General features: G+C 58.5%; 17 protein-coding genes. 2 read left to right on the forward strand and 15 right to left on the reverse strand.

Features of this window, described 5'->3' with window-relative positions; genetic code table 11:
* On the reverse strand, positions 1–639 hold a 639-nt coding region (locus tag ACNQ0W_RS17475), incomplete at its 3' end, for a LysE family translocator (RefSeq protein ID WP_417933221.1).
* A gap of 38 nt (positions 640–677) precedes the next feature.
* Positions 678–1,430, reverse strand: a complete 753-nt coding sequence (locus ACNQ0W_RS17480; protein ID WP_062932415.1) for a helix-turn-helix domain-containing protein — start codon at positions 1,428–1,430, stop codon at positions 678–680.
* Between the two features lie 153 nt (positions 1,431–1,583).
* On the opposite strand from ACNQ0W_RS17480, the gene ACNQ0W_RS17485 reads away from it, so the two are divergent.
* A complete protein-coding gene (locus tag ACNQ0W_RS17485; protein WP_062932414.1) occupies positions 1,584–2,954 on the forward strand; it encodes an NAD-dependent succinate-semialdehyde dehydrogenase in 1,371 nt (456 codons plus the stop codon).
* A gap of 175 nt (positions 2,955–3,129) precedes the next feature.
* Here ACNQ0W_RS17485 and ACNQ0W_RS17490 read toward each other — a convergent pair whose 3' ends face one another.
* Positions 3,130–3,675 carry a YfaZ family outer membrane protein gene (locus ACNQ0W_RS17490; protein WP_033486712.1) on the reverse strand — a complete coding sequence of 182 codons (546 nt, stop codon included), beginning with the start codon at positions 3,673–3,675 and terminating at the stop codon, positions 3,130–3,132.
* A 400-nt stretch (positions 3,676–4,075) separates the two neighbouring features.
* On the opposite strand from ACNQ0W_RS17490, the gene ACNQ0W_RS17495 reads away from it, so the two are divergent.
* A complete protein-coding gene (locus ACNQ0W_RS17495) occupies positions 4,076–5,434 on the forward strand; it encodes an esterase-like activity of phytase family protein (protein ID WP_062932413.1) in 1,359 nt (452 codons plus the stop codon).
* A 55-nt stretch (positions 5,435–5,489) separates the two neighbouring features.
* Here the strand turns inward: ACNQ0W_RS17495 and yjiA are convergent, their stop codons facing one another.
* From yjiA to hpaD, 12 genes are all read right to left on the reverse strand, one after another.
* A complete protein-coding gene (yjiA, locus tag ACNQ0W_RS17500) occupies positions 5,490–6,443 on the reverse strand; it encodes a GTPase (RefSeq protein ID WP_062932412.1) in 954 nt (317 codons plus the stop codon).
* A 10-nt stretch (positions 6,444–6,453) separates the two neighbouring features.
* A complete protein-coding gene (locus ACNQ0W_RS17505; protein ID WP_003856610.1) occupies positions 6,454–6,657 on the reverse strand; it encodes a YbdD/YjiX family protein in 204 nt (67 codons plus the stop codon).
* A 96-nt stretch (positions 6,658–6,753) separates the two neighbouring features.
* Positions 6,754–8,907, reverse strand: a complete 2,154-nt coding sequence (locus tag ACNQ0W_RS17510) for a carbon starvation CstA family protein (protein ID WP_047052543.1) — start codon at positions 8,905–8,907, stop codon at positions 6,754–6,756.
* Between the two features lie 219 nt (positions 8,908–9,126).
* Entirely contained in the window at positions 9,127–9,384 is a 258-nt protein-coding gene (locus ACNQ0W_RS17515) for a DeoR family transcriptional regulator (protein WP_062932411.1), read from the reverse strand.
* 120 nt (positions 9,385–9,504) lie between these two features.
* Positions 9,505–10,014 (reverse strand): 4-hydroxyphenylacetate 3-monooxygenase reductase subunit, encoded by a 510-nt coding sequence (locus ACNQ0W_RS17520; RefSeq protein ID WP_003856606.1) that lies wholly within the window; start codon positions 10,012–10,014, stop codon positions 9,505–9,507.
* Positions 10,015–10,031: 17 nt separating this feature from the next.
* Complete coding sequence (hpaB, locus tag ACNQ0W_RS17525; protein WP_010427196.1) at positions 10,032–11,594, reverse strand: 4-hydroxyphenylacetate 3-monooxygenase, oxygenase component; 1,563 nt, start codon at positions 11,592–11,594, stop codon at positions 10,032–10,034.
* Between the two features lie 177 nt (positions 11,595–11,771).
* Positions 11,772–12,704 (reverse strand): 4-hydroxyphenylacetate catabolism regulatory protein HpaA, encoded by a 933-nt coding sequence (gene hpaA / locus ACNQ0W_RS17530; RefSeq protein WP_062932410.1) that lies wholly within the window; start codon positions 12,702–12,704, stop codon positions 11,772–11,774.
* A complete protein-coding gene (gene hpaX / locus ACNQ0W_RS17535) occupies positions 12,676–14,019 on the reverse strand; it encodes a 4-hydroxyphenylacetate permease (protein ID WP_062932409.1) in 1,344 nt (447 codons plus the stop codon). Before hpaX ends, hpaA begins: the two co-directional genes overlap by 29 nt.
* A gap of 21 nt (positions 14,020–14,040) precedes the next feature.
* The gene (gene hpaI, locus ACNQ0W_RS17540; RefSeq protein ID WP_062932408.1) at positions 14,041–14,835 is read right to left on the reverse strand and encodes a 4-hydroxy-2-oxoheptanedioate aldolase; all 795 of its coding nucleotides are present in this window, start codon (positions 14,833–14,835) and stop codon (positions 14,041–14,043) included.
* A gap of 9 nt (positions 14,836–14,844) precedes the next feature.
* Positions 14,845–15,648: a 2-oxo-hept-4-ene-1,7-dioate hydratase gene (gene hpaH / locus ACNQ0W_RS17545; protein ID WP_062932407.1), complete on the reverse strand. Its 804-nt coding sequence runs from the start codon at positions 15,646–15,648 to the stop codon at positions 14,845–14,847.
* A 154-nt stretch (positions 15,649–15,802) separates the two neighbouring features.
* Positions 15,803–16,183 (reverse strand): 5-carboxymethyl-2-hydroxymuconate Delta-isomerase, encoded by a 381-nt coding sequence (locus ACNQ0W_RS17550; RefSeq protein ID WP_045339629.1) that lies wholly within the window; start codon positions 16,181–16,183, stop codon positions 15,803–15,805.
* Between the two features lie 9 nt (positions 16,184–16,192).
* Positions 16,193–17,044 (reverse strand): 3,4-dihydroxyphenylacetate 2,3-dioxygenase, encoded by an 852-nt coding sequence (gene hpaD, locus ACNQ0W_RS17555; RefSeq protein WP_024908288.1) that lies wholly within the window; start codon positions 17,042–17,044, stop codon positions 16,193–16,195.

Raw genomic sequence — 17,044 nt, forward strand, 5'->3', positions numbered from 1 at the left:
ATGTCTCGTGGGCTCGGAGATGTGTATAAGAGACAGCCCCCCAAACCCCATCAACACCACCCCCGCCGTGCGCTCTATCAGCCAGAGCGAACGGCTGAGCTTTCGCTGAACCGCCGGTAACCCCATCAGCGATACCAGCGCCAGATCCCATACCAGCACCATCATCACCATCCAGACACCGCAGGTCGCCTGCTGAAGCAGCGTGACGTCCGGCCCGAGTAACGCGGTCATCAGCGCCAGGTAGAACAACGCGTTTTTGGGATTTAACAGCGCCGAACCCAGCCCCAGCAGAATTTGCTTACGCAGAGAAGGGCAGCGCTGATGGGTTTCTTCCAGCGCCAGCGGCTGCGGGCGGCTGCGCACAAGGTGCGAGCCAATCCACAGCAGGTACAGCGCGCCGGACAGTTCGATAAGCGTAAACAGCCACCCAAACTGGCGCAGCGCACTCCAGCCGATAATCACCAGTAAGATATACAACCCGTTACCTGCGGCGATGCCGAGACACAATCCGGCGCTGCCGCGCAGCCGGTAGCGGGCGGCGTAGCCCACCAGCAGGAAGAAATCCGGGCCCGGGCTTAACAGGGCAACAAAATGCGCCAGCGCCAGGGCAAGAAAAGCGGAGGGAAATAACAGTTCCATAGCGACCTCAGTGACAAATCTGAGGTCACCTTACGACGTTACGTATCCTGATTATTGTCTGATATTGATCGGCCCGTGGCGTACTGGCGCGGCGTGGCGGCGGTATAGTTTACGAAGGTCTTATGAAAATGACTCTGGTCGGCAAACCCGCTCTGGTAGCCCACGTCGGCGATATCATCCCCCGCGCGCAGCCGCGCTTTGGCGTACTCCACGCGCGAAATATTGAGGAAACTGCCCGGCGTCAGGCCGGTATCCTGCCTGAAAGTGCGGATCAGCGTCTCCTTGCGCAGCGAGAATCGTTGAGCGAGTTCGTCAAGGGAAGGGGGGGCGGCAAGGTCGGAGAGTAACGCCTGCTGAACCTGCTGGCTGGTTGAGCGAGGCGCATTCATCTCACCCGCGCAACGGGGAAGGGCAGAAAGCAGGGTCTCCACGGATGCGGAGGACATCGTCCCGACAACGGCAAGAAAGCGCTTAAAGAGCGTGGGATCGCGAATAACCTGTAGCGCCAGGGGAAGATCGGTGTCGATATAGAGCATATGGTAACTGCGCGGTTTCCCGGCAACGGGGTTGCAGCTGTGCGGGGCATAAGCCGGGATCACAATAAGATCACCGGGATCAAGAACGTACGCATTGCCATGACTTACGCAGCAGGTCTGGCCTTCCACAATCGCGCCGATGGAGAGCTGTGGATGGCAATGACGTTTGTATGCCCGGGTACTCTGCCACGTAGTGCGCAGCTCAAGGCCTGCTGCGCGGTTGAAGGTCTGGCGGATGTGGCGGGTATCGGTCATAAGAACTCCAGTGGTGAGCGTTTTTTATACCATGTCTGCGCATCGCCTGGCAGCGTCTTGTTAAGAACCCTCCGTATATACCCAATTTTACCTTCATAGCCAGTCAGATTGACTACCCTTAATACCCTAAGCGGTAAAACAAGGAGATTCGATATGGCTTACCAGACAGTAAATCCTGCCACGAACCAGCTCATCAAAGAATATCCCTCCCACACTGATGCAGACGTTGAAGCGGCGCTGAAGGCAGCCGATGCGCTCTATCACTCCGACTGGGCGAAGGGCGACATAAGCCAGCGCCTGCCGGTGCTGCATAAGCTGGCGGACCTGATCGACGAACGCGTGGAGGATCTGGCGAAAATCGCCAGTCAGGAGATGGGTAAGCTCATCGAACAAAGCCGCGGCGAAGTGAAGCTGTGCGCGCAAATCGCCCGCTACTATGCAGACAACGCGAAGCAGTTCCTGGCCCCGGTGAAGTATGACTCTGAACTCGGGGAAGCATGGGTTGAACATCACCCCATCGGCGTGCTGATGGCCGTCGAGCCATGGAACTTCCCGTACTATCAGCTGATGCGCGTTCTGGCGCCAAACCTGGCAGCGGGTAACCCGGTGATCGCCAAGCATGCCAGCATTGTGCCGCACTGTGCAGAGACCTTTGCACAGCTGGTACGTGAGGCGGGCGCGCCGGAAGGGGCGTGGACCAACCTGTTTATTTCGTCCGAACAGGTGGCGAACATCATCGCCGACGATCGCGTACAGGGGGCAGCGCTGACCGGTTCAGAAAAAGCGGGCAGCGTGGTCGCGGCACAGGCTGCGAAGCACATCAAAAAATCGACCCTGGAACTGGGCGGGAACGACGTCTTCGTGGTGCTGGACGATGCGGATCTGGAGAAAGCCGTGAAGATTGGCGTTAACGCGCGGCTTAATAACGCCGGGCAGGTCTGTACCGCTGCGAAACGCTTTATCCTGCATGAAAAGATTGCAGACGCCTTCCTGAGCAAATTCACCGAGGCGTTTAAGCAGGTGAAAATTGGCGATCCGCTGGACGAAAGCACCACGCTGGGGCCTTTGTCATCCAAAGACGCGCTGAAGACGCTAACTAAACAGGTTAACGAGGCGGTGAAAAATGGCGCGAAGCTGCACTATGGCGGCAAGCCAGTGCAGCGTGACGGGAGCTTCTTTGAGCCGACCATCCTGACCAATATCTCGCGCGATAACCCGGCGTATTTCGAAGAGTTCTTTGGTCCGGTAGCGCAGATTTATGTGGTGAAAAACGACGACGAGGCGGTTGCCCTGGCGAACGACTCCCACTACGGTCTGGGCGGCGCGGTGTTCAGTCAGAACATCGAGCGCGCGAAGAAAATGGCGTCGCGCATTGAGACCGGGATGGTGTACATCAACTGGCTCACCGACACTGCGGCAGAGCTGCCGTTCGGCGGCGTAAAACGTTCGGGTTACGGACGCGAGCTGTCGGACCTGGGGATCAAAGAGTTTGTGAACCAGAAGCTGGTGGTCGTTCGCAAGTAATGCGGTAATAAAAAACCTGCCATCCGGCAGGTTTGCCATTAACGGTCGCATCGCCTTTCTTGCCGGGTGGCGCTGCGCTTACCCGGCCTGCAATGTGCAATAATTTTAATACATTGCACCTTTCATTGTAGGCCCGTGCAAGCGTAGCGCCGCCGGGCGAAACGCGCAAACAGGCTTAGAAGGACACTCCACCGCCTACATATGCGCCGTCGATCAGCGTGTGGTTTGGACGACCGTCTTTACCGTCTACGCTCACGTGGCGATAGCCCACTTTCAGCGTGACAGGTTTGACTGGCGTCCAGCTTACGCCGCCGTTAGCTTCAACATAGTTCTTCACGCTGTTGTTCAGGCCGTCTGGCGCCACATAACCTTCACCAAACACGTGAATGCTGTCCGTCAGCGCAACGTTAACACCGCCGCCAATCGGGAATGCCACGCCGTTATCGCCTTTTTTCGGGCCGATGTAGATGGCTTTCGCGCCAGCGTTCAGCATCACCGGACCCACTTCCAGGTTGTAGCCTGCCCCAACGCCGCCGGTCTGGGTGCCGTCATCGGTGTTTTTCAGCCAGTTGCTCTCCGCATACAGGCCAGATGAGGATTTCCCCATTTCCAGATTGAGGTTAGTAAAGTTTTTACCCTGCTCAATGCTGCCACCCATGGCCAGTGCGGAGCCCGATACGGCGGTCAGAGCAGAAAGGATCAGGACGTTAAGTTTTTTCATGAGTGTTTCCTCGTCATTAAATTAATCTGAGGGCACCTTAACAAGCGATGTTTATGACTGCAAATGTGATATGTCTCGCATTTTTATGCTGTTTATGTTGGGTTTTTGAATGGTAAATGTTGGTGAATTGTTTATATGGCAAATCGTCAATGCCCAATACATTCGCGTTTAGGGACAGTTTACATTTCTGGCTAAACGTAAAATGAACGAGGCGCAAATAGTCCTTCGCCATGAATTAATTGGGTTTCTAATAATTTCCAAAAGTATATCAGCTGACACAGATAAAGACAGAGGTTTACATTTCTGGTGATTGATATACGTCCCTCCGGGCCTTTACATGTCATTTTTCTGACACGTTTCTTCATTACGTTGTTGGCTTCACTTTCTGGATGCTAACAATATGAAAAGAAAAATTATTCCTGTGCTAATCGGTTGTGCGCTCTCTTTCTCTGGCCTGGCGGCACAGCCAACCGCGGAGCGCTACGTCGTCAGCTTTCCCGAAGGCGCGCATGTTAAATACAGCGGTGCGTTTGCCAGCGCATTCCCGAACGGGCTCCCGGTGGGTATTGGTTCGGGTTTGTTATTCATGGGCAAGCAGGGCGATGCGCTGACGTTTGCGACCGTGACCGATCGCGGTCCTAACGCGGACTCGCCAAAAATGGGGAAAAATGATGCCAAAATCTTTGTTACTCCGGATTTCGCCCCGCTGCTGATGACGATTCGCGTGCAAAACGGTAAAGCGGAGGCCGTGGACGCGCGTCCGCTGCATGACGATAAAGGCGAGATCAACGGCCTGCCGCTGCAAAGCGGCGTGATTGGCTCCACCAATGAAATCGCGCTAAGCGACACCTTAAAAGTGCTGAAAGGCGATAACCGCGGGCTGGATACGGAAGGCATCACGCCGGACGGGAAGGGCGGCTACTGGCTGTGCGATGAGTATGGCCCGTTCCTGATTAACATCGACGGGAAAGGGAAAATCCTCGCGATCCACGGCCCGCAGGCGGCGGAAGGGGAGAAGTCCATCGCGGGTGGTCTGCCAAACGTTATCAAATGGCGTCAGGCAAACCGGGGCTTCGAAGGGCTGACCCGCATGCCGGACGGACGCATTATCGCCGCCGTGCAAAGCACGCTGGATATCGACGGGAAGAGCAAAAAACAGGCGCTGTTTACCCGTCTGGTCAGCTTCGATCCGGCGACCGGGAAAACCGCGATGTACGGCTACCCCATCGACAGCGCGGCCTACAGCAAAAACAGCGACGCCAAAATCGGTGACATAGTGGCGCTGGATAACCACACCATCCTGCTGATAGAACAGGGTGAGGATAAAAATGACGCAATGCGTAACCTCATCTACAGGGTGGATCTGAGCAAGGCGAGCGATCTGACCGCCTTCGACAAGCCGGGCGAATACCCGGAGTTTGATGATGAGAAAACGCTGGCGCAGCGCGGCATCACCCTTGCGGAAAAAACGCAGGTGGTCGATCTGCGTGCGCTGGGCTGGCAGCAGGAAAAGGCCGAAGGACTGGCGCTGATTGACAGTAAAACGCTGGCGGTAGCGAACGATAATGACTTTGGCGTGAAGGTGGCGATGCAGAAGCCAGTCGAGGGCAAGAAGCTCAAGGATTATCGGGTGAACGCGCAGGGGGCGCTGACGCTGGATGACAAACCGGTTGAAACCACCCTCAGCGTGAAGCCGTTGAAGAAACCGGAGTCCGACAGCGAACTGTGGATTGTAACGCTGCCGGAGGCGTTGAAATAAGTTTCCCCCTCACCCTAACCCTCTCCCCGCGGGGGAGAGGGGATAATCGGTGCGGTTATTTCTTCAGCGCCGCAAACGCTGCCCGAATTTCCTCTTCCGGCAGCTGTATTCCAATAAACACCATCACGCTGTGCGGCGCTTCATCGCCCCACGGGCGATCCCAGTCGGCGCTGTACAGGCGCTGCACGCCCTGGAACAGCAGGCGGTTCGGCTCGCCGTCGATCCACAGCATCCCTTTATAGCGCAGCAGCTTGTCGGCAAATGACAGCAGCAGGTTCTCCATCACGCGGGAGACCTCGCTGATGTCCACCGGGTAGTCCAGCTCCACCACAATCGACGCCACGTCGTTTTGATTGTCGGACATAAAGTGGAAGCGCGGTTTCGCGGTGACGTTCTCTTCCAGCATAAAGCCGTTGGTGTTGAACAGCTGAGCGAGATCGATATCGCCATGCGTCACCGTGTAAACTGGCGCACGCGAGTTGATGCGCGTCAGGCGCTCGCGCAGTTTTTCACTTTCACCCGCCACGTCGGTTTTGGTCAGCAGGATGCGGTCGGCGTAGCCAACCTGGGACTGGGCGATGGTGAACTGGTTCATCTGCTCGTCGGCATGGACCGCATCCACCAGAGCGATGACGCCGTCCAGCAGGTAGCGCTGGCAGAGGATCTCATGGGAGAAAAAGGTCTGAATAATCGGGCCGGGGTCGGCCATGCCGGTGCACTCGATCACCAGACGGTCGAAGTCGATGTCACCGCGATCGCGGCTGTCGAGCAGGTCCAGCAGGGCGTCTTCTAATTCGTTAGAGCGGGTGCAGCAGATGCAGCCGTTGGTCAGGGTTTTGATCTGCGTGGCGCGGTCGCCAATCAGCTGATCGTCAACGGAGACTTCGCCAAATTCGTTTTCAATGACGGCGATTTTGAAGCCGTGCTGTTCATTCAGGATGTGGCGCAGCAGGGTGGTTTTACCGGCGCCGAGGAAACCGGTCAGCAGGGTAACGGCAATCGGGGTCATGGTTTCTCCTTTAGCAGCAGCGGACGCCGCCTTCTCCACTTCCGCCGTAGCGCGCTTCCTGACGCTCGCGGAAGAATTCAGTGTAGGTCATGTAGGGCTTATCCGGATGATTGGTCTTCATATGCTCAACGTAGTTGTCATAGTCCGGAATGCCAATCAGCATTTTCGCCGCCTGACCAAGGTATTTTTTCGCTTCACCTAAGTTACCAAACATAACGTGTCCTGATAAGAAAAAGCCCGGTGGCGCTACGCTTACCGGGCCTACAGTACCGTTGTAGGGCGGGTCAGCGCAGCGCCACCCGCCATTTTATTAATGGTGTGAAGAAGTCTTCACGCCGCCTTCTGGCACCGGTACGTACGGGGTCTCTTTGTCCGTACGGCCCTCAACGTTACGCACTTTCATCCAGGTTTTGATGCCGTAGAAGATAATGCTGTACACCACCACCAGGAACAGAATGCTCAGACCCGCGTTGGTGTAGTTGTTCACCACGATATGGTTCATGTTGGCAATCTGCTGCGCGGTCAGATCCGCGCCGCCTGCGGCAATCTTCTCTTTGTACTGGTTAGCCATGAAGAAGAAGCCTTCCAGCTGCGGGTTGGTGCTGAACAGTTTCAGACCCAGCGCCCAGGTAGTGCAGAGCAGCAGCCACAGCGCAGGCACCACGGTGACCCAGATGTATTTGGTGCGTTTCATCTTCACGAGGACAACGGTACCCAGCACCAGGGCCACAGCCGCCAGCATCTGGTTAGAGATACCGAACAGCGGCCACAGGCTCTTCACGCCGCCCAGCGGGTCAACAACGCCCTGATACAGCAGGTAACCCCACAGGCCTACGCAGCCCGCAGTGCCCAGAACACCGGCCACCAGAGAGTCGGTTTTCTTCAGGAATGGCACGAAGTTACCCAGCAGATCCTGCAACATGAAGCGGCCTGCACGCGTACCGGCATCCAGCGCGGTGAGGATGAACAGCGCTTCAAACAGAATACCGAAGTGATACCAGAAGCCCATGTCCGCCCATGGCAGCACTTTGTGGAATACGTGTGCGATACCCACCGCCAGCGTTGGCGCGCCACCTGCGCGGTTCAGCACGGACGGTTCGCCGATGTCTTTCGCGGTCTGCATGATTTGCTCAGGCGAAATCACGAAGCCCCAGGAGCTGACGGTCGCCGCCGCGTGTGCGCTGGCGTCTTTCAGCTGCGCCATGATCAGCGCGGTATTTTCGCCGCCCATCTCATGCAGGTTTGGCATGGTGATACCGAGACCTGCTGGTGGGGTGTTCATCGCAAAGTACAGGCCTGGCTCGATAATCGATGCCGCAACCAGCGCCATGATCGCCACGAAGGATTCCATCAGCATCGCGCCATAACCGATGAAGCGCGCGTCGGTTTCGTTGGCCATCAGCTTCGGCGTGGTGCCAGAGGAGATCAGCGCGTGGAAGCCAGATACGGCGCCGCAGGCGATGGTGATAAACAGGAACGGGAACAGGGCGCCTTTCCACAGCGGACCGGTACCGTCAATGTACTGGGTCACCGCCGGCATTTTCAGCTCCGGGTTGATGATCACAATACCAATGGCCAGCCCGACGATAACGCCGATTTTCAGGAAGGTCGCCAGGTAGTCACGCGGGGCCAGAATCAGCCACACCGGCAGCAGCGCTGAGATGAACGCGTAACCGATCAGCGCGAAGGTGATGGTGGTGTCTTTAAAGGTCAGCGCCGGGCCCCAGTACGGGTCGTGCGCAATCACGCCACCGAAGTAGATCGAGGCAACCAGCAGCACGATACCGATGACCGACACCTCGCCAACGCGGCCAGGGCGCAGGAAGCGCATGTAAATGCCCATGAACAGCGCAATCGGTACGGTAGAGCAGACGGTGAAGACGCCCCACGGACTTTCGGCCAGCGCTTTCACCACGATCAGGGCCAGCACCGCCAGGATGATGATCATGATCAGGAAGCAGCCGAACAGGGCGATGGTGCCCGGCACGCGGCCCATCTCCTCTTTGATCATCTCGCCCAGCGACGAACCGTTACGGCGCGAGGAGATAAACAGCACCATAAAGTCCTGCACCGCTCCCGCCAGCACCACGCCCGCCAGCAGCCAGAGCGTACCCGGCAGGTAGCCCATCTGCGCAGCCAGCACCGGACCGACCAGCGGACCCGCGCCTGCAATGGCGGCGAAGTGGTGACCAAACAGCACGTAACGGTTGGTTGGCACGTAGTTCAGGCCGTCGTTGTTAATGACCGCCGGGGTGGCGCGCGTCGGGTCGAGCTTCATGACCTTCTGCGCGATGTACAAGCTGTAGTAGCGATAAGCCACAAGATAGACGGAAACCGACGCGACCACGATCCACAGGGCGCTGACGTGCTCGCCCCGGCGTAATGCGACAACCGCCAGACAGAAAGCACCGATGATCCCGAGTATGGCCCAGGGCACGTGCTTAAGTAGTTTTTTAGTATCCATAATAAGACCTGGTTTTTTATGTAAAGAAAAAAGGGTCAGGGTTCGTTGTGAGGAGGTGTTGATTAATGCTGGAGCGATCGTGCCAGATCCTCGCGCGTGTAAAGCACGGTAAATAGGTGAGTGGTTGAAAGCGATGCGTGAGCGGTCAAAAGCGAGGGTGAGTGGTTAAGGCTCACCCCCGGCGGAAGAAAATATGTGATTGAGATCACTGAGAATAATCTAACCCTGTGGGGTTTCGTCGTTCGCTTCAGGGCAGTGCACGCAGCGGCAGGGCTGATACGCAGGCAGCAGCTGATAGCGCCCTTTGCCGTCGTGTTCGATAATCGGGGAAAGCGCCTGTAAATCGCGGTACACCGTGCGTTCGGTAATGCCAAATTTATGCATCAGATCGCGGCGATTAACGCTTCCGTTGCGGTGAAGGGCAATAATGATTTCAACCAGACGTTCAGCCGAGCGGCTTCGGGGTGAAGGGGCCATAAGACTTTCCAGCGTTAAGGGGGCGGCTGACGACGTCGCCAGCCGCCCCGGAAAATTTATCTTATGGATAGTTAACGGCGCACCTTTGCGGAAACCTTAACGTTTTTTTGTGCAACGGGCTCAAACTGCGGCTTCCATCTCCATCATCACCGGGTGGAAACGGCGTTTGAAGTAGATCAGGCCGTGCCCCTCGCTGCTGAGGATGATGTTCTTAATCTCCACAAGGTAGACCAGATGGGTGCCGATGGTTTGCACCTGGGTTATCTCACCTTCCAGGCTTGCCAGAGCGCCTTTCAGCACCGGCTGCGCCAGCGGTCCTTTCTGCCAGCAGGAGAGAGCAAAGCGCTCCTCCATTGCCATGCCGGTCATCCCGGCAAAGTGGCGAGCCATGATCTCCTGCTCGTGGTTCAGCACGTTGACGCACAGTTTGCCGTTGCCCTGGAAGACCGGGTTCATGGCGCTGTTAGCGTTGATGCAAACCATGACCGAAGGTGGGGTGTCCGTGACCGAGCAGACGGCGGTGGCGGTAATGCCGCAGCGACCCGCATCGCCCTCGGTAGTGACCACATTCACCGCCGCCGACAGGCTGGCCATCGCGTCGCGAAAACGCAGGCGTTCTTCAGATTGCATTGAAACCTCCCGCTGCGTTATTTCAGCAGCTTATCCAGCATGTTGATATCAGTGTTGTTGTGCAGGTGCGGTACGGTCCAGCCGTGCTGGTCGTACTCGGACATGCAGCGGTCAACCATCGCCATCATCTTGTCCATGTTGCCGGAGCTTTGCGCCTGACGCAGGCATTGCAGGCGGATCTCATCCTGGCTACCGGAGTAGTTGATTTCGTACAGCTCGTGACGTCCGCCAAACTCGCTGCCGATGGCATCCCACATCAGTTTCAGAATCTTGATGCGTTCGACATGATCCATTCCGTTGGAGCCGCGCACGTACTTCGCCAGGTACTGGTCGATCTGCGGGTTATTCAGGTCCCGCGCGCTGGACGGCAGGTAGATCAGCCCGGAGGTCACGTTACGTTCGATGATGTTCTTGATCTTCGCATAGGCCATTGGCGCCATCACGCGGTAGGTCTGTAACGCCGCGTGGTCAGGCAGATACGCGCCGTTTACCCACGGCGTGGCTTCGGAGCACATGGAGTCGCTCAGCGCCCAGAACATGTTGCGCCACGCCACTACTTCGCCGAGATCCGCCTGCACGCCGCGGAACTCGAGGGTGCCGGTACACTCCAGCGACTTCTTCAGCAGAGCGGTGATGAAGTCGAGCTTCACTGCCAGACGCACGCAGGCCTGAAGCGGGTACATGCGGGCGAAGCCACCTTCCATCGTCCAGCGACGGCAGCGGTCGAAATCGCGGTAGATCAGCACGTTTTCCCACGGGATCAGCACATGATCCATCACCAGAATGGCGTCGTTCTCGTCAAAGCGGCTGGAGAGCGGGTAGTCGTACGGAGAGCCGGTCGCCCCTGCCACCATCTCGTAAGAGGCGCGGGAGATCAGCTTCACCCCTTCGGCATCCATCGGCGCGACGAACATCAGCGCGAAGTCCGGGTTTTCGCCCATCACCTGTGCCGAGCCAAAACCGATCATGTTGTAATGGGTTAATGCCGAGTTAGTGGCCACCACTTTCGCGCCGCTGACGATGATCCCGGCGTCGGTCTCTTTCTCCAGCTTGATGTAAACGTCTTTCACCTCGTCCGCCGGTTTATGGCGATCGATCGGTGGGTTGACGATGGCGTGGTTAAAGTACAGGCCGGTTTCCTGAATACGGGTGTACCAGTTGCGGGCGTTCTGCTCGAACTGACCGTAGAAGGCAGGGTTAGCGCCGAGCGCGCAGCCGAACGCGGCTTTGTAGTCCGGCGTACGCCCCATCCAGCCGTAGCTCAGGCGCGACCACTCGGCGATAGCGTCGCGCTGCTGGCGCAGATCGTCGGCGCTTTTCGCCACGCGGAAGAATTTATGGGTGTAGCCGCCGCTGCCGGTGTCGGTGCCCCAGCAGAGGGTATCCTGCATGTCTGGCTTGTGCAGGGCATCGTACATCTGGGCGATGGACGCCGCCGCATTGCGAAATGCCGGGTGGGTAGTGACGTCCTTAACGCGCTCGCCGTAGATATAAATCTCACGGCCATCTTGCAGGCTTTTTAAATACTCTTCACCGGTTAACGGACGTTTGGCATCAGCGCGGAAATCTTCAGGCTTCATAGGGACCTCGTATCGGAAGATGATTGTTAAATTTATGTTTTGTTTTTGTTGTTTAATTGAAGCTTGAGAGGGGCGAAACGTGAAGGGACGATTGGGACAACGGCAGGTACTTTTCGCGAGAGATCGCAGAGTGTGATTTCCCTCACCCTAACCCTCTCCCAAAGGGAGAGGGGACGGTTACTCCCTCTCCCTTTGGGAGAGGGCAGGGGTGAGGGGAACAGGCGATACCGGTACTTTCTGCGCCCGGTACGCGCTGGGTGAGCACCCCGTCAGTCGGTTAAAAAAACGGGCGAAATAGGCCGGATCTTTAAAACCCAGCTGCCAGGCAATTTCGCTCACGGTGCTGTCGGAAAACAGCAGTAAACGTCTGGCTTCCCGCAGCTGACGATCGAAGATCAGCCGTTTCGGCGAGCGGTTGGCAAAGCGGCGGCAGATATCGGTCAGGCGGGATTCGGTGAGATGCAGTTCGCTGGCGTATTCCGGCACCGTCCAGTGCTCGTGGTAATGAGCATCTGTCAGCTGGTTAAAGCGCTGAAAAAGCTTCAGCTCACCGCGCATGCCGCCTGACGCGTGGTCGTCGAGCTTCGCGTTGCGCAGCAGCAGGGTAAAGACCGCCTGCGCCAGCAGGACCAGCGTATGCTCACGGCCCGGCAGCTGTTCCGTGGATTCCCGGGCAATCAGCTGCCAGTAGTGCTTCAGCGCCGCCAGCTCGTCAGGCTTGTCGGCAAGCGACAGGCAGATCCCCGGCAGGCCGAACGCTTCCCGCGTGCCGGGGTAGAGCACTTCTAACAGCGGCCAGATGAGATCCTCGCGTACCGTCAGCACGTGGCCGTCGCTGTCGGATTCGGTGATAAACGCGTGCGGCACCGACGGTGGCGTTAGCACGAACAGCGGCGCCTGCACCGAGTAACGGTGGTCGTCAAGCTGGAGCTCAATCTGCCCGGTGTCGAGAAAATGCATCTGAAAATACTGGTCGTGGCGGTGCGCCTGCATGTCGCGGCCAAAAAAGGCCGCCATGCGGGCGAACGACTGATAGTGCACGTCGTCGGTGCCCAGACTTTCGTCGTAATCTTTGCTGATATCAATGTTGGCGATGGGGCTCTGGCACATGATCGTTCCTCTGTTGATCCCGCTGCGTCATCGGAATGCGCGTCAGCACCAGTGCGCCCACCACCAGCAGACCCGCCACGAACCACAGTCCCGAGCTGAAGCTGCCGGTCGCGTCGCGCAGAATACCAATCAGCAATGGGCTGACGGCAGACCCGACGTTGCCGATGGCGTTGATCACCGCCAGCGCCACCGCGCGGGATTGCAGGCTAATAACCTGATCCGGCGTGGTCCAGAATATCGCCATGGCGGTAAACGATCCGGTTGAGGCCATGATGATGCCAAGCAGCTGGATCAGGCTGTGATCGGTCGCCGAGGCCAGCATCCATCCCGCCGCGGCAAACAGATACGGCAGGATGGTGTGCTTTTTTCGCTCTTTCAGCCTGTCGGAGCGGCGGCTCCACCAGATCATCCCGAGGATGGTGCAAAACTGCGGGATCGCCGCCAGCAGGCCGATGACGATATTGCTGCTGCCGGTGTTGAAGCTTTGCAGGATCTGCGGCGTCCAGATGTTGATCGCGCTCAGCGTATTCGTCAGGCAGAAGTAGGCCAGCGTGTAGAGCAGCACGGCGGGCGTCAGCACCTCGCGCAGCGTCGAGCGCGGCGTGGCGACGTGCGCAATGGCCAGCTCCTGCTCGCGGGCGATCATCGTTTTGAGTGCCTGCTTTTCGTCATCATCCAGCCAGGTGGCCTGATCCGGCGTGTCGTTAAGGTAGAACCAGGTCACCACGCCGAGCACCACCGACGGCAGCCCCTCCAGCAGGAACAGCCACTGCCAGCCCTTCAGGTTCCACAGCCCGTCCATTGCCAGAATGTACCCGGAGAGGATCGAACCGAGCATCATGGTCACCGGCATGGCGATCATAAACAGCGAGTTGGCGCGGGCGCGGTGATACGCCGGGAACCACCAGGTGAGATAGACCAGAATGCCCGGCAGGAAGCCAGCCTCGGCAATGCCCACCAGCATGCGCAGGACATAGAGCGTTTCGGGGCTGGTGGCGAACATGGTGCAGGTAGAGGCGATGCCCCACACCACCATGATCCCGGCGATCCAGCGGCGGGCGCCGACCTTCGCCAGCATGATGTTGCTGGGGATCCCGCACAGCACGTAGGTCACATAAAACAGGGTCGCAGCCAGGCCAAACATGGTCGACGTGAGGCCCAGATCTTTGCCCATCGTCAGCCCGGCAAAGCCGATGTTGATGCGATCGAGAAACGAGAAAACAAACAGGATAAAAAGAAACACGATCAAACGACGGAACAGCTTATTAATAACGCGATGTTCAACAGCTTTAGTATGCAGGGTTGAGGTCGTCATGTTGCGCTCCACATCGTACGTTTAGTAGACGGATTTATTGTTATCAACTGCTGTGGTGACGTCGGTAAAGCGGGCCGCCAGCGCTTCGGCGCTGCGGGCGAGCAGGGTGGTATCCACGCCGACCGCGACAAACAACGCGCCGAGGCTGAGATAGCGTTTTGCCAGCTGTTCATTCGCCATCAGGATGCCGGGCGCTTTGCCCGCGCTGAGGATCTGCGCGATCGCCTGTTCAATGGCGGCCTGCACCTCCGGGTGCTGCGGATTACCGGCGAAGCCCATGTCGGCGCTCAGATCCGCCGGGCCGATAAACACGCCGTCTACCCCTTCCACGTCCAGGATCTGCGGCAGGTTTTTCAGCGCCTCGCGGGTTTCGATCTGCACCAGCACGCACATGGCGTCGTTAGCCTGTTGCAGGTAATCCGGGATGCGGTTCCAGCGCGACGCCCGCGCCAGCGCGCTGCCGACGCCGCGAATGCCGGCAGGCGGATAACGGGTGGCGCTCACCGCCAGACGGGCTTCGTCGGCGTTTTGCACCATCGGCACCAGCAGGGTTTGCGCCCCCACGTCCAGCAGCTGCTTGATCTGCACCGGATCGTTCCACGACGGGCGCACCACCGGCTGGCTGGGATAAGGGGCGATGGCCTGGAGCTGAGTCAGGACGGTCTGCACGCTGTTCGGCGCGTGCTCCCCGTCGATCAGCAGCCAGTCAAAACCGGCCCCGGCAAGTAGCTCAGCGCTGTAGCTGCTGGTCAGCCCCAGCCACAGGCCGATTTGCGGCTTTCCGGCTTTCAGCGCGGTCTTAAATGCGTTTTCCATGGTGCACTCCTACACAAAGCGGCAGCTAATCGAGCCCATGTTGCCGTAGTCGACGTGGAAGGTGTCGCCTCTGCTGGCGGCAACCGGGCGGGTAAACGAGCCGCCGAGGATGATCTGGCCTGGCTCAAGCTGCACGTCGTACGGCGCGAGTTTGTTCGCCAGCCACGCCACGCCGTTCGCCGGGTGGTTAAGTACGCCTGCGGCGACCCCGGTCTCTTCGATCACGCCGTTGCGGTAGAGCAGGGCGGAGATCCAGCGCAGATCCAGCTCGTCGGGTTTAATCGGGCGGCCGCCGAGGATCACACCCGCGTTGGCGGCGTTATCGGAGATGGTGTCGAACACCTTGCGTGGGCGCTGGGTTTCCGGGTCGATGTTATGGCAGCGCGCGTCGATCAGCTCCAGAGCGGGGATGACGTAATCCGTGGCGTTGTAGACGTCGAAGATCGTGCAGTTCGGGCCGCGCAGCGGTTTTGCCAGCACGAAGGCCAGCTCTACTTCGATGCGCGGGACGATAAAGCGATCCACGGGAATGTCGCTGCCGTCGTGGAAGAACATATCGTCCAGCAGCGCGCCGTAGTCCGGCTCGCTGATCTGCGAGCTGGCCTGCATCGCTTTGGAGGTGAGGCCGATCTTGTGGCCCTTCAGCACGCGGCCTTCGGCGATCTTCAGGCTGACCCATTCGCGCTGAACGGCGTAGGCGTCTTCAATGGTGATCTCCGGGTATTCCAGCGAGATCGCGCGGATCTGCTCCCGGGATTGTTCCGCCTGATGCAGGCGGTGGGCGATCAGGGTATGGGTGTTTTTGTCGAGCATGGCGTATCCTTTGTGCGGCTGTTGCCGGGTGGCGCTTCGCTTACCCGGCCTACGGTTCGGTGCTGCTGTTGCCGGGTGGCGCTGCGCTTACCCGGCCTACGGTTTGGGGTCGTTGTAGGCCCGGTAAGCGCAGCGCCACCGGGCGAGCAAACGGCTACTTAAACAACGCGTGCACGTTGTTCTGCTTGTAATTGAGCGTCGGGTGTAGCTCGTCGAGCTCGAACGACAGCGCCAGATACCGGCTGTTCATCAGCGCTGCGAAATGATCTTTAATCAGCGCAAACAGCATTTCACCGACCTCTTTCCGGCTCTCCAGGCTGCGCCCCGCGCCGATCTTCAGCGTCATATGCACAAAGGCGTAATCGTGCTTACCGTCGGCCATCTGCCAGGTGTCCAGCCAGTGGGCGCGGCTGCGGATGCCGCCGATGGGGAAGATGCCCGTGGCGGCGAGCGCCTCGTTCACTTTGGCGAACAGCCCCGGCAGGTCGGCCTGCTCGCGGATGTTGTCGGTACATTCAGCAATAAAATGCGGCATGGTGGCTCCTTACGCGGGCAGCGGGAAAACGGCGTTGACCTGGCCGGTGCCGGAGCTGGCGAACAGCTCGGTGAGAAACTCCACCTTACCGTCGTATTTGTCCCAGCCGAGCATTCCCAGCAGCATCACCGTGTCGTGCATGTTGCCCTCGCCGTAGCAGTAGTCGGCGTACTCCGGCAGCATGCTGCAAAATTCCTTGAACTGACCCTCGCGCCACAGCTTGACCACCCGCTCGTCCATCTGGCGATCAAACTCGCGGGTGTAGCTGTTCATCCCTTCCTCCGCGCGCTGGTCGTCGATAAAGCGGTGCGACAGCGAGCCGCTGGCGAGCACCGCCACGGTGCCGTCGTATTTTTCGATGGCGCTGACGATGGCCTCGCCCAGCCTGCGGCTGTCGGCGAAGTCGTGAACCGTGCAGAACGCCGAGATGGAGACCACTTTGAAGTGCTTATCCGCGTTCATGTAGCGCATCGGCACCAGCGTGCCGTACTCCAGCTTCAGGCTCGGGATGTTGTGCGCCTTGGCGCGCACGCCAAGCTTCACCGCTTCGTCGGCGATCAACTGGCCGAGTTCCGGGTTGCCGTCGTAGTCGTAGGTCATGTCGCGAATAAAATGCGGCAGCTCGTTGCTGGTGTAGACGCCTGAGAAATGATCCGCGCAGTTGATGTGATACGCGCTGTTCACCAGCCAGTGGGTGTCGAAGACGATAATGGTGTCCACGCCCAGCTCGCGGCAGCGCTTGCTGATCTCTTTATGCCCGTCGATGGCCGACTGGCGGCAGCCGTGGTTTTTGCCCGGCAGCTCAGAGAGGTACATCGACGGGACGTGGGTGATTTTTGCCGCTAACGCTAATTTTCCCAT

The sequence above is a fragment of the Enterobacter cloacae complex sp. 6730903 genome, assembly GCF_048283985.1.
Taxonomy (GTDB): domain Bacteria; phylum Pseudomonadota; class Gammaproteobacteria; order Enterobacterales; family Enterobacteriaceae; genus Enterobacter; species Enterobacter hormaechei_C.

What these genes read in the sequence shown, in the direction of transcription:
- hpaX (WP_062932409.1), bottom strand. Translation starts at nt 14,019, where the DNA reads ATGACGACCTCAACCCTGCATACTAAAGCTGTTGAACATCGCGTTATT.
- ACNQ0W_RS17490 (WP_033486712.1), bottom strand. Translation starts at nt 3,675, where the DNA reads ATGAAAAAACTTAACGTCCTGATCCTTTCTGCTCTGACCGCCGTATCG.
- ACNQ0W_RS17520 (WP_003856606.1), bottom strand. Translation starts at nt 10,014, where the DNA reads ATGCAATCTGAAGAACGCCTGCGTTTTCGCGACGCGATGGCCAGCCTG.
- hpaD (WP_024908288.1), bottom strand. Translation starts at nt 17,044, where the DNA reads ATGGGAAAATTAGCGTTAGCGGCAAAAATCACCCACGTCCCGTCGATG.
- ACNQ0W_RS17510 (WP_047052543.1), bottom strand. Translation starts at nt 8,907, where the DNA reads ATGGATACTAAAAAACTACTTAAGCACGTGCCCTGGGCCATACTCGGG.
- ACNQ0W_RS17505 (WP_003856610.1), bottom strand. Translation starts at nt 6,657, where the DNA reads ATGTTTGGTAACTTAGGTGAAGCGAAAAAATACCTTGGTCAGGCGGCG.
- ACNQ0W_RS17550 (WP_045339629.1), bottom strand. Translation starts at nt 16,183, where the DNA reads ATGCCGCATTTTATTGCTGAATGTACCGACAACATCCGCGAGCAGGCC.
- hpaA (WP_062932410.1), bottom strand. Translation starts at nt 12,704, where the DNA reads ATGTGCCAGAGCCCCATCGCCAACATTGATATCAGCAAAGATTACGAC.
- ACNQ0W_RS17480 (WP_062932415.1), bottom strand. Translation starts at nt 1,430, where the DNA reads ATGACCGATACCCGCCACATCCGCCAGACCTTCAACCGCGCAGCAGGC.
- ACNQ0W_RS17495 (WP_062932413.1), top strand. Translation starts at nt 4,076, where the DNA reads ATGAAAAGAAAAATTATTCCTGTGCTAATCGGTTGTGCGCTCTCTTTC.
- ACNQ0W_RS17515 (WP_062932411.1), bottom strand. Translation starts at nt 9,384, where the DNA reads ATGGCCCCTTCACCCCGAAGCCGCTCGGCTGAACGTCTGGTTGAAATC.
- hpaB (WP_010427196.1), bottom strand. Translation starts at nt 11,594, where the DNA reads ATGAAGCCTGAAGATTTCCGCGCTGATGCCAAACGTCCGTTAACCGGT.
- hpaH (WP_062932407.1), bottom strand. Translation starts at nt 15,648, where the DNA reads ATGCTCGACAAAAACACCCATACCCTGATCGCCCACCGCCTGCATCAG.
- hpaI (WP_062932408.1), bottom strand. Translation starts at nt 14,835, where the DNA reads ATGGAAAACGCATTTAAGACCGCGCTGAAAGCCGGAAAGCCGCAAATC.
- yjiA (WP_062932412.1), bottom strand. Translation starts at nt 6,443, where the DNA reads ATGACCCCGATTGCCGTTACCCTGCTGACCGGTTTCCTCGGCGCCGGT.
- ACNQ0W_RS17485 (WP_062932414.1), top strand. Translation starts at nt 1,584, where the DNA reads ATGGCTTACCAGACAGTAAATCCTGCCACGAACCAGCTCATCAAAGAA.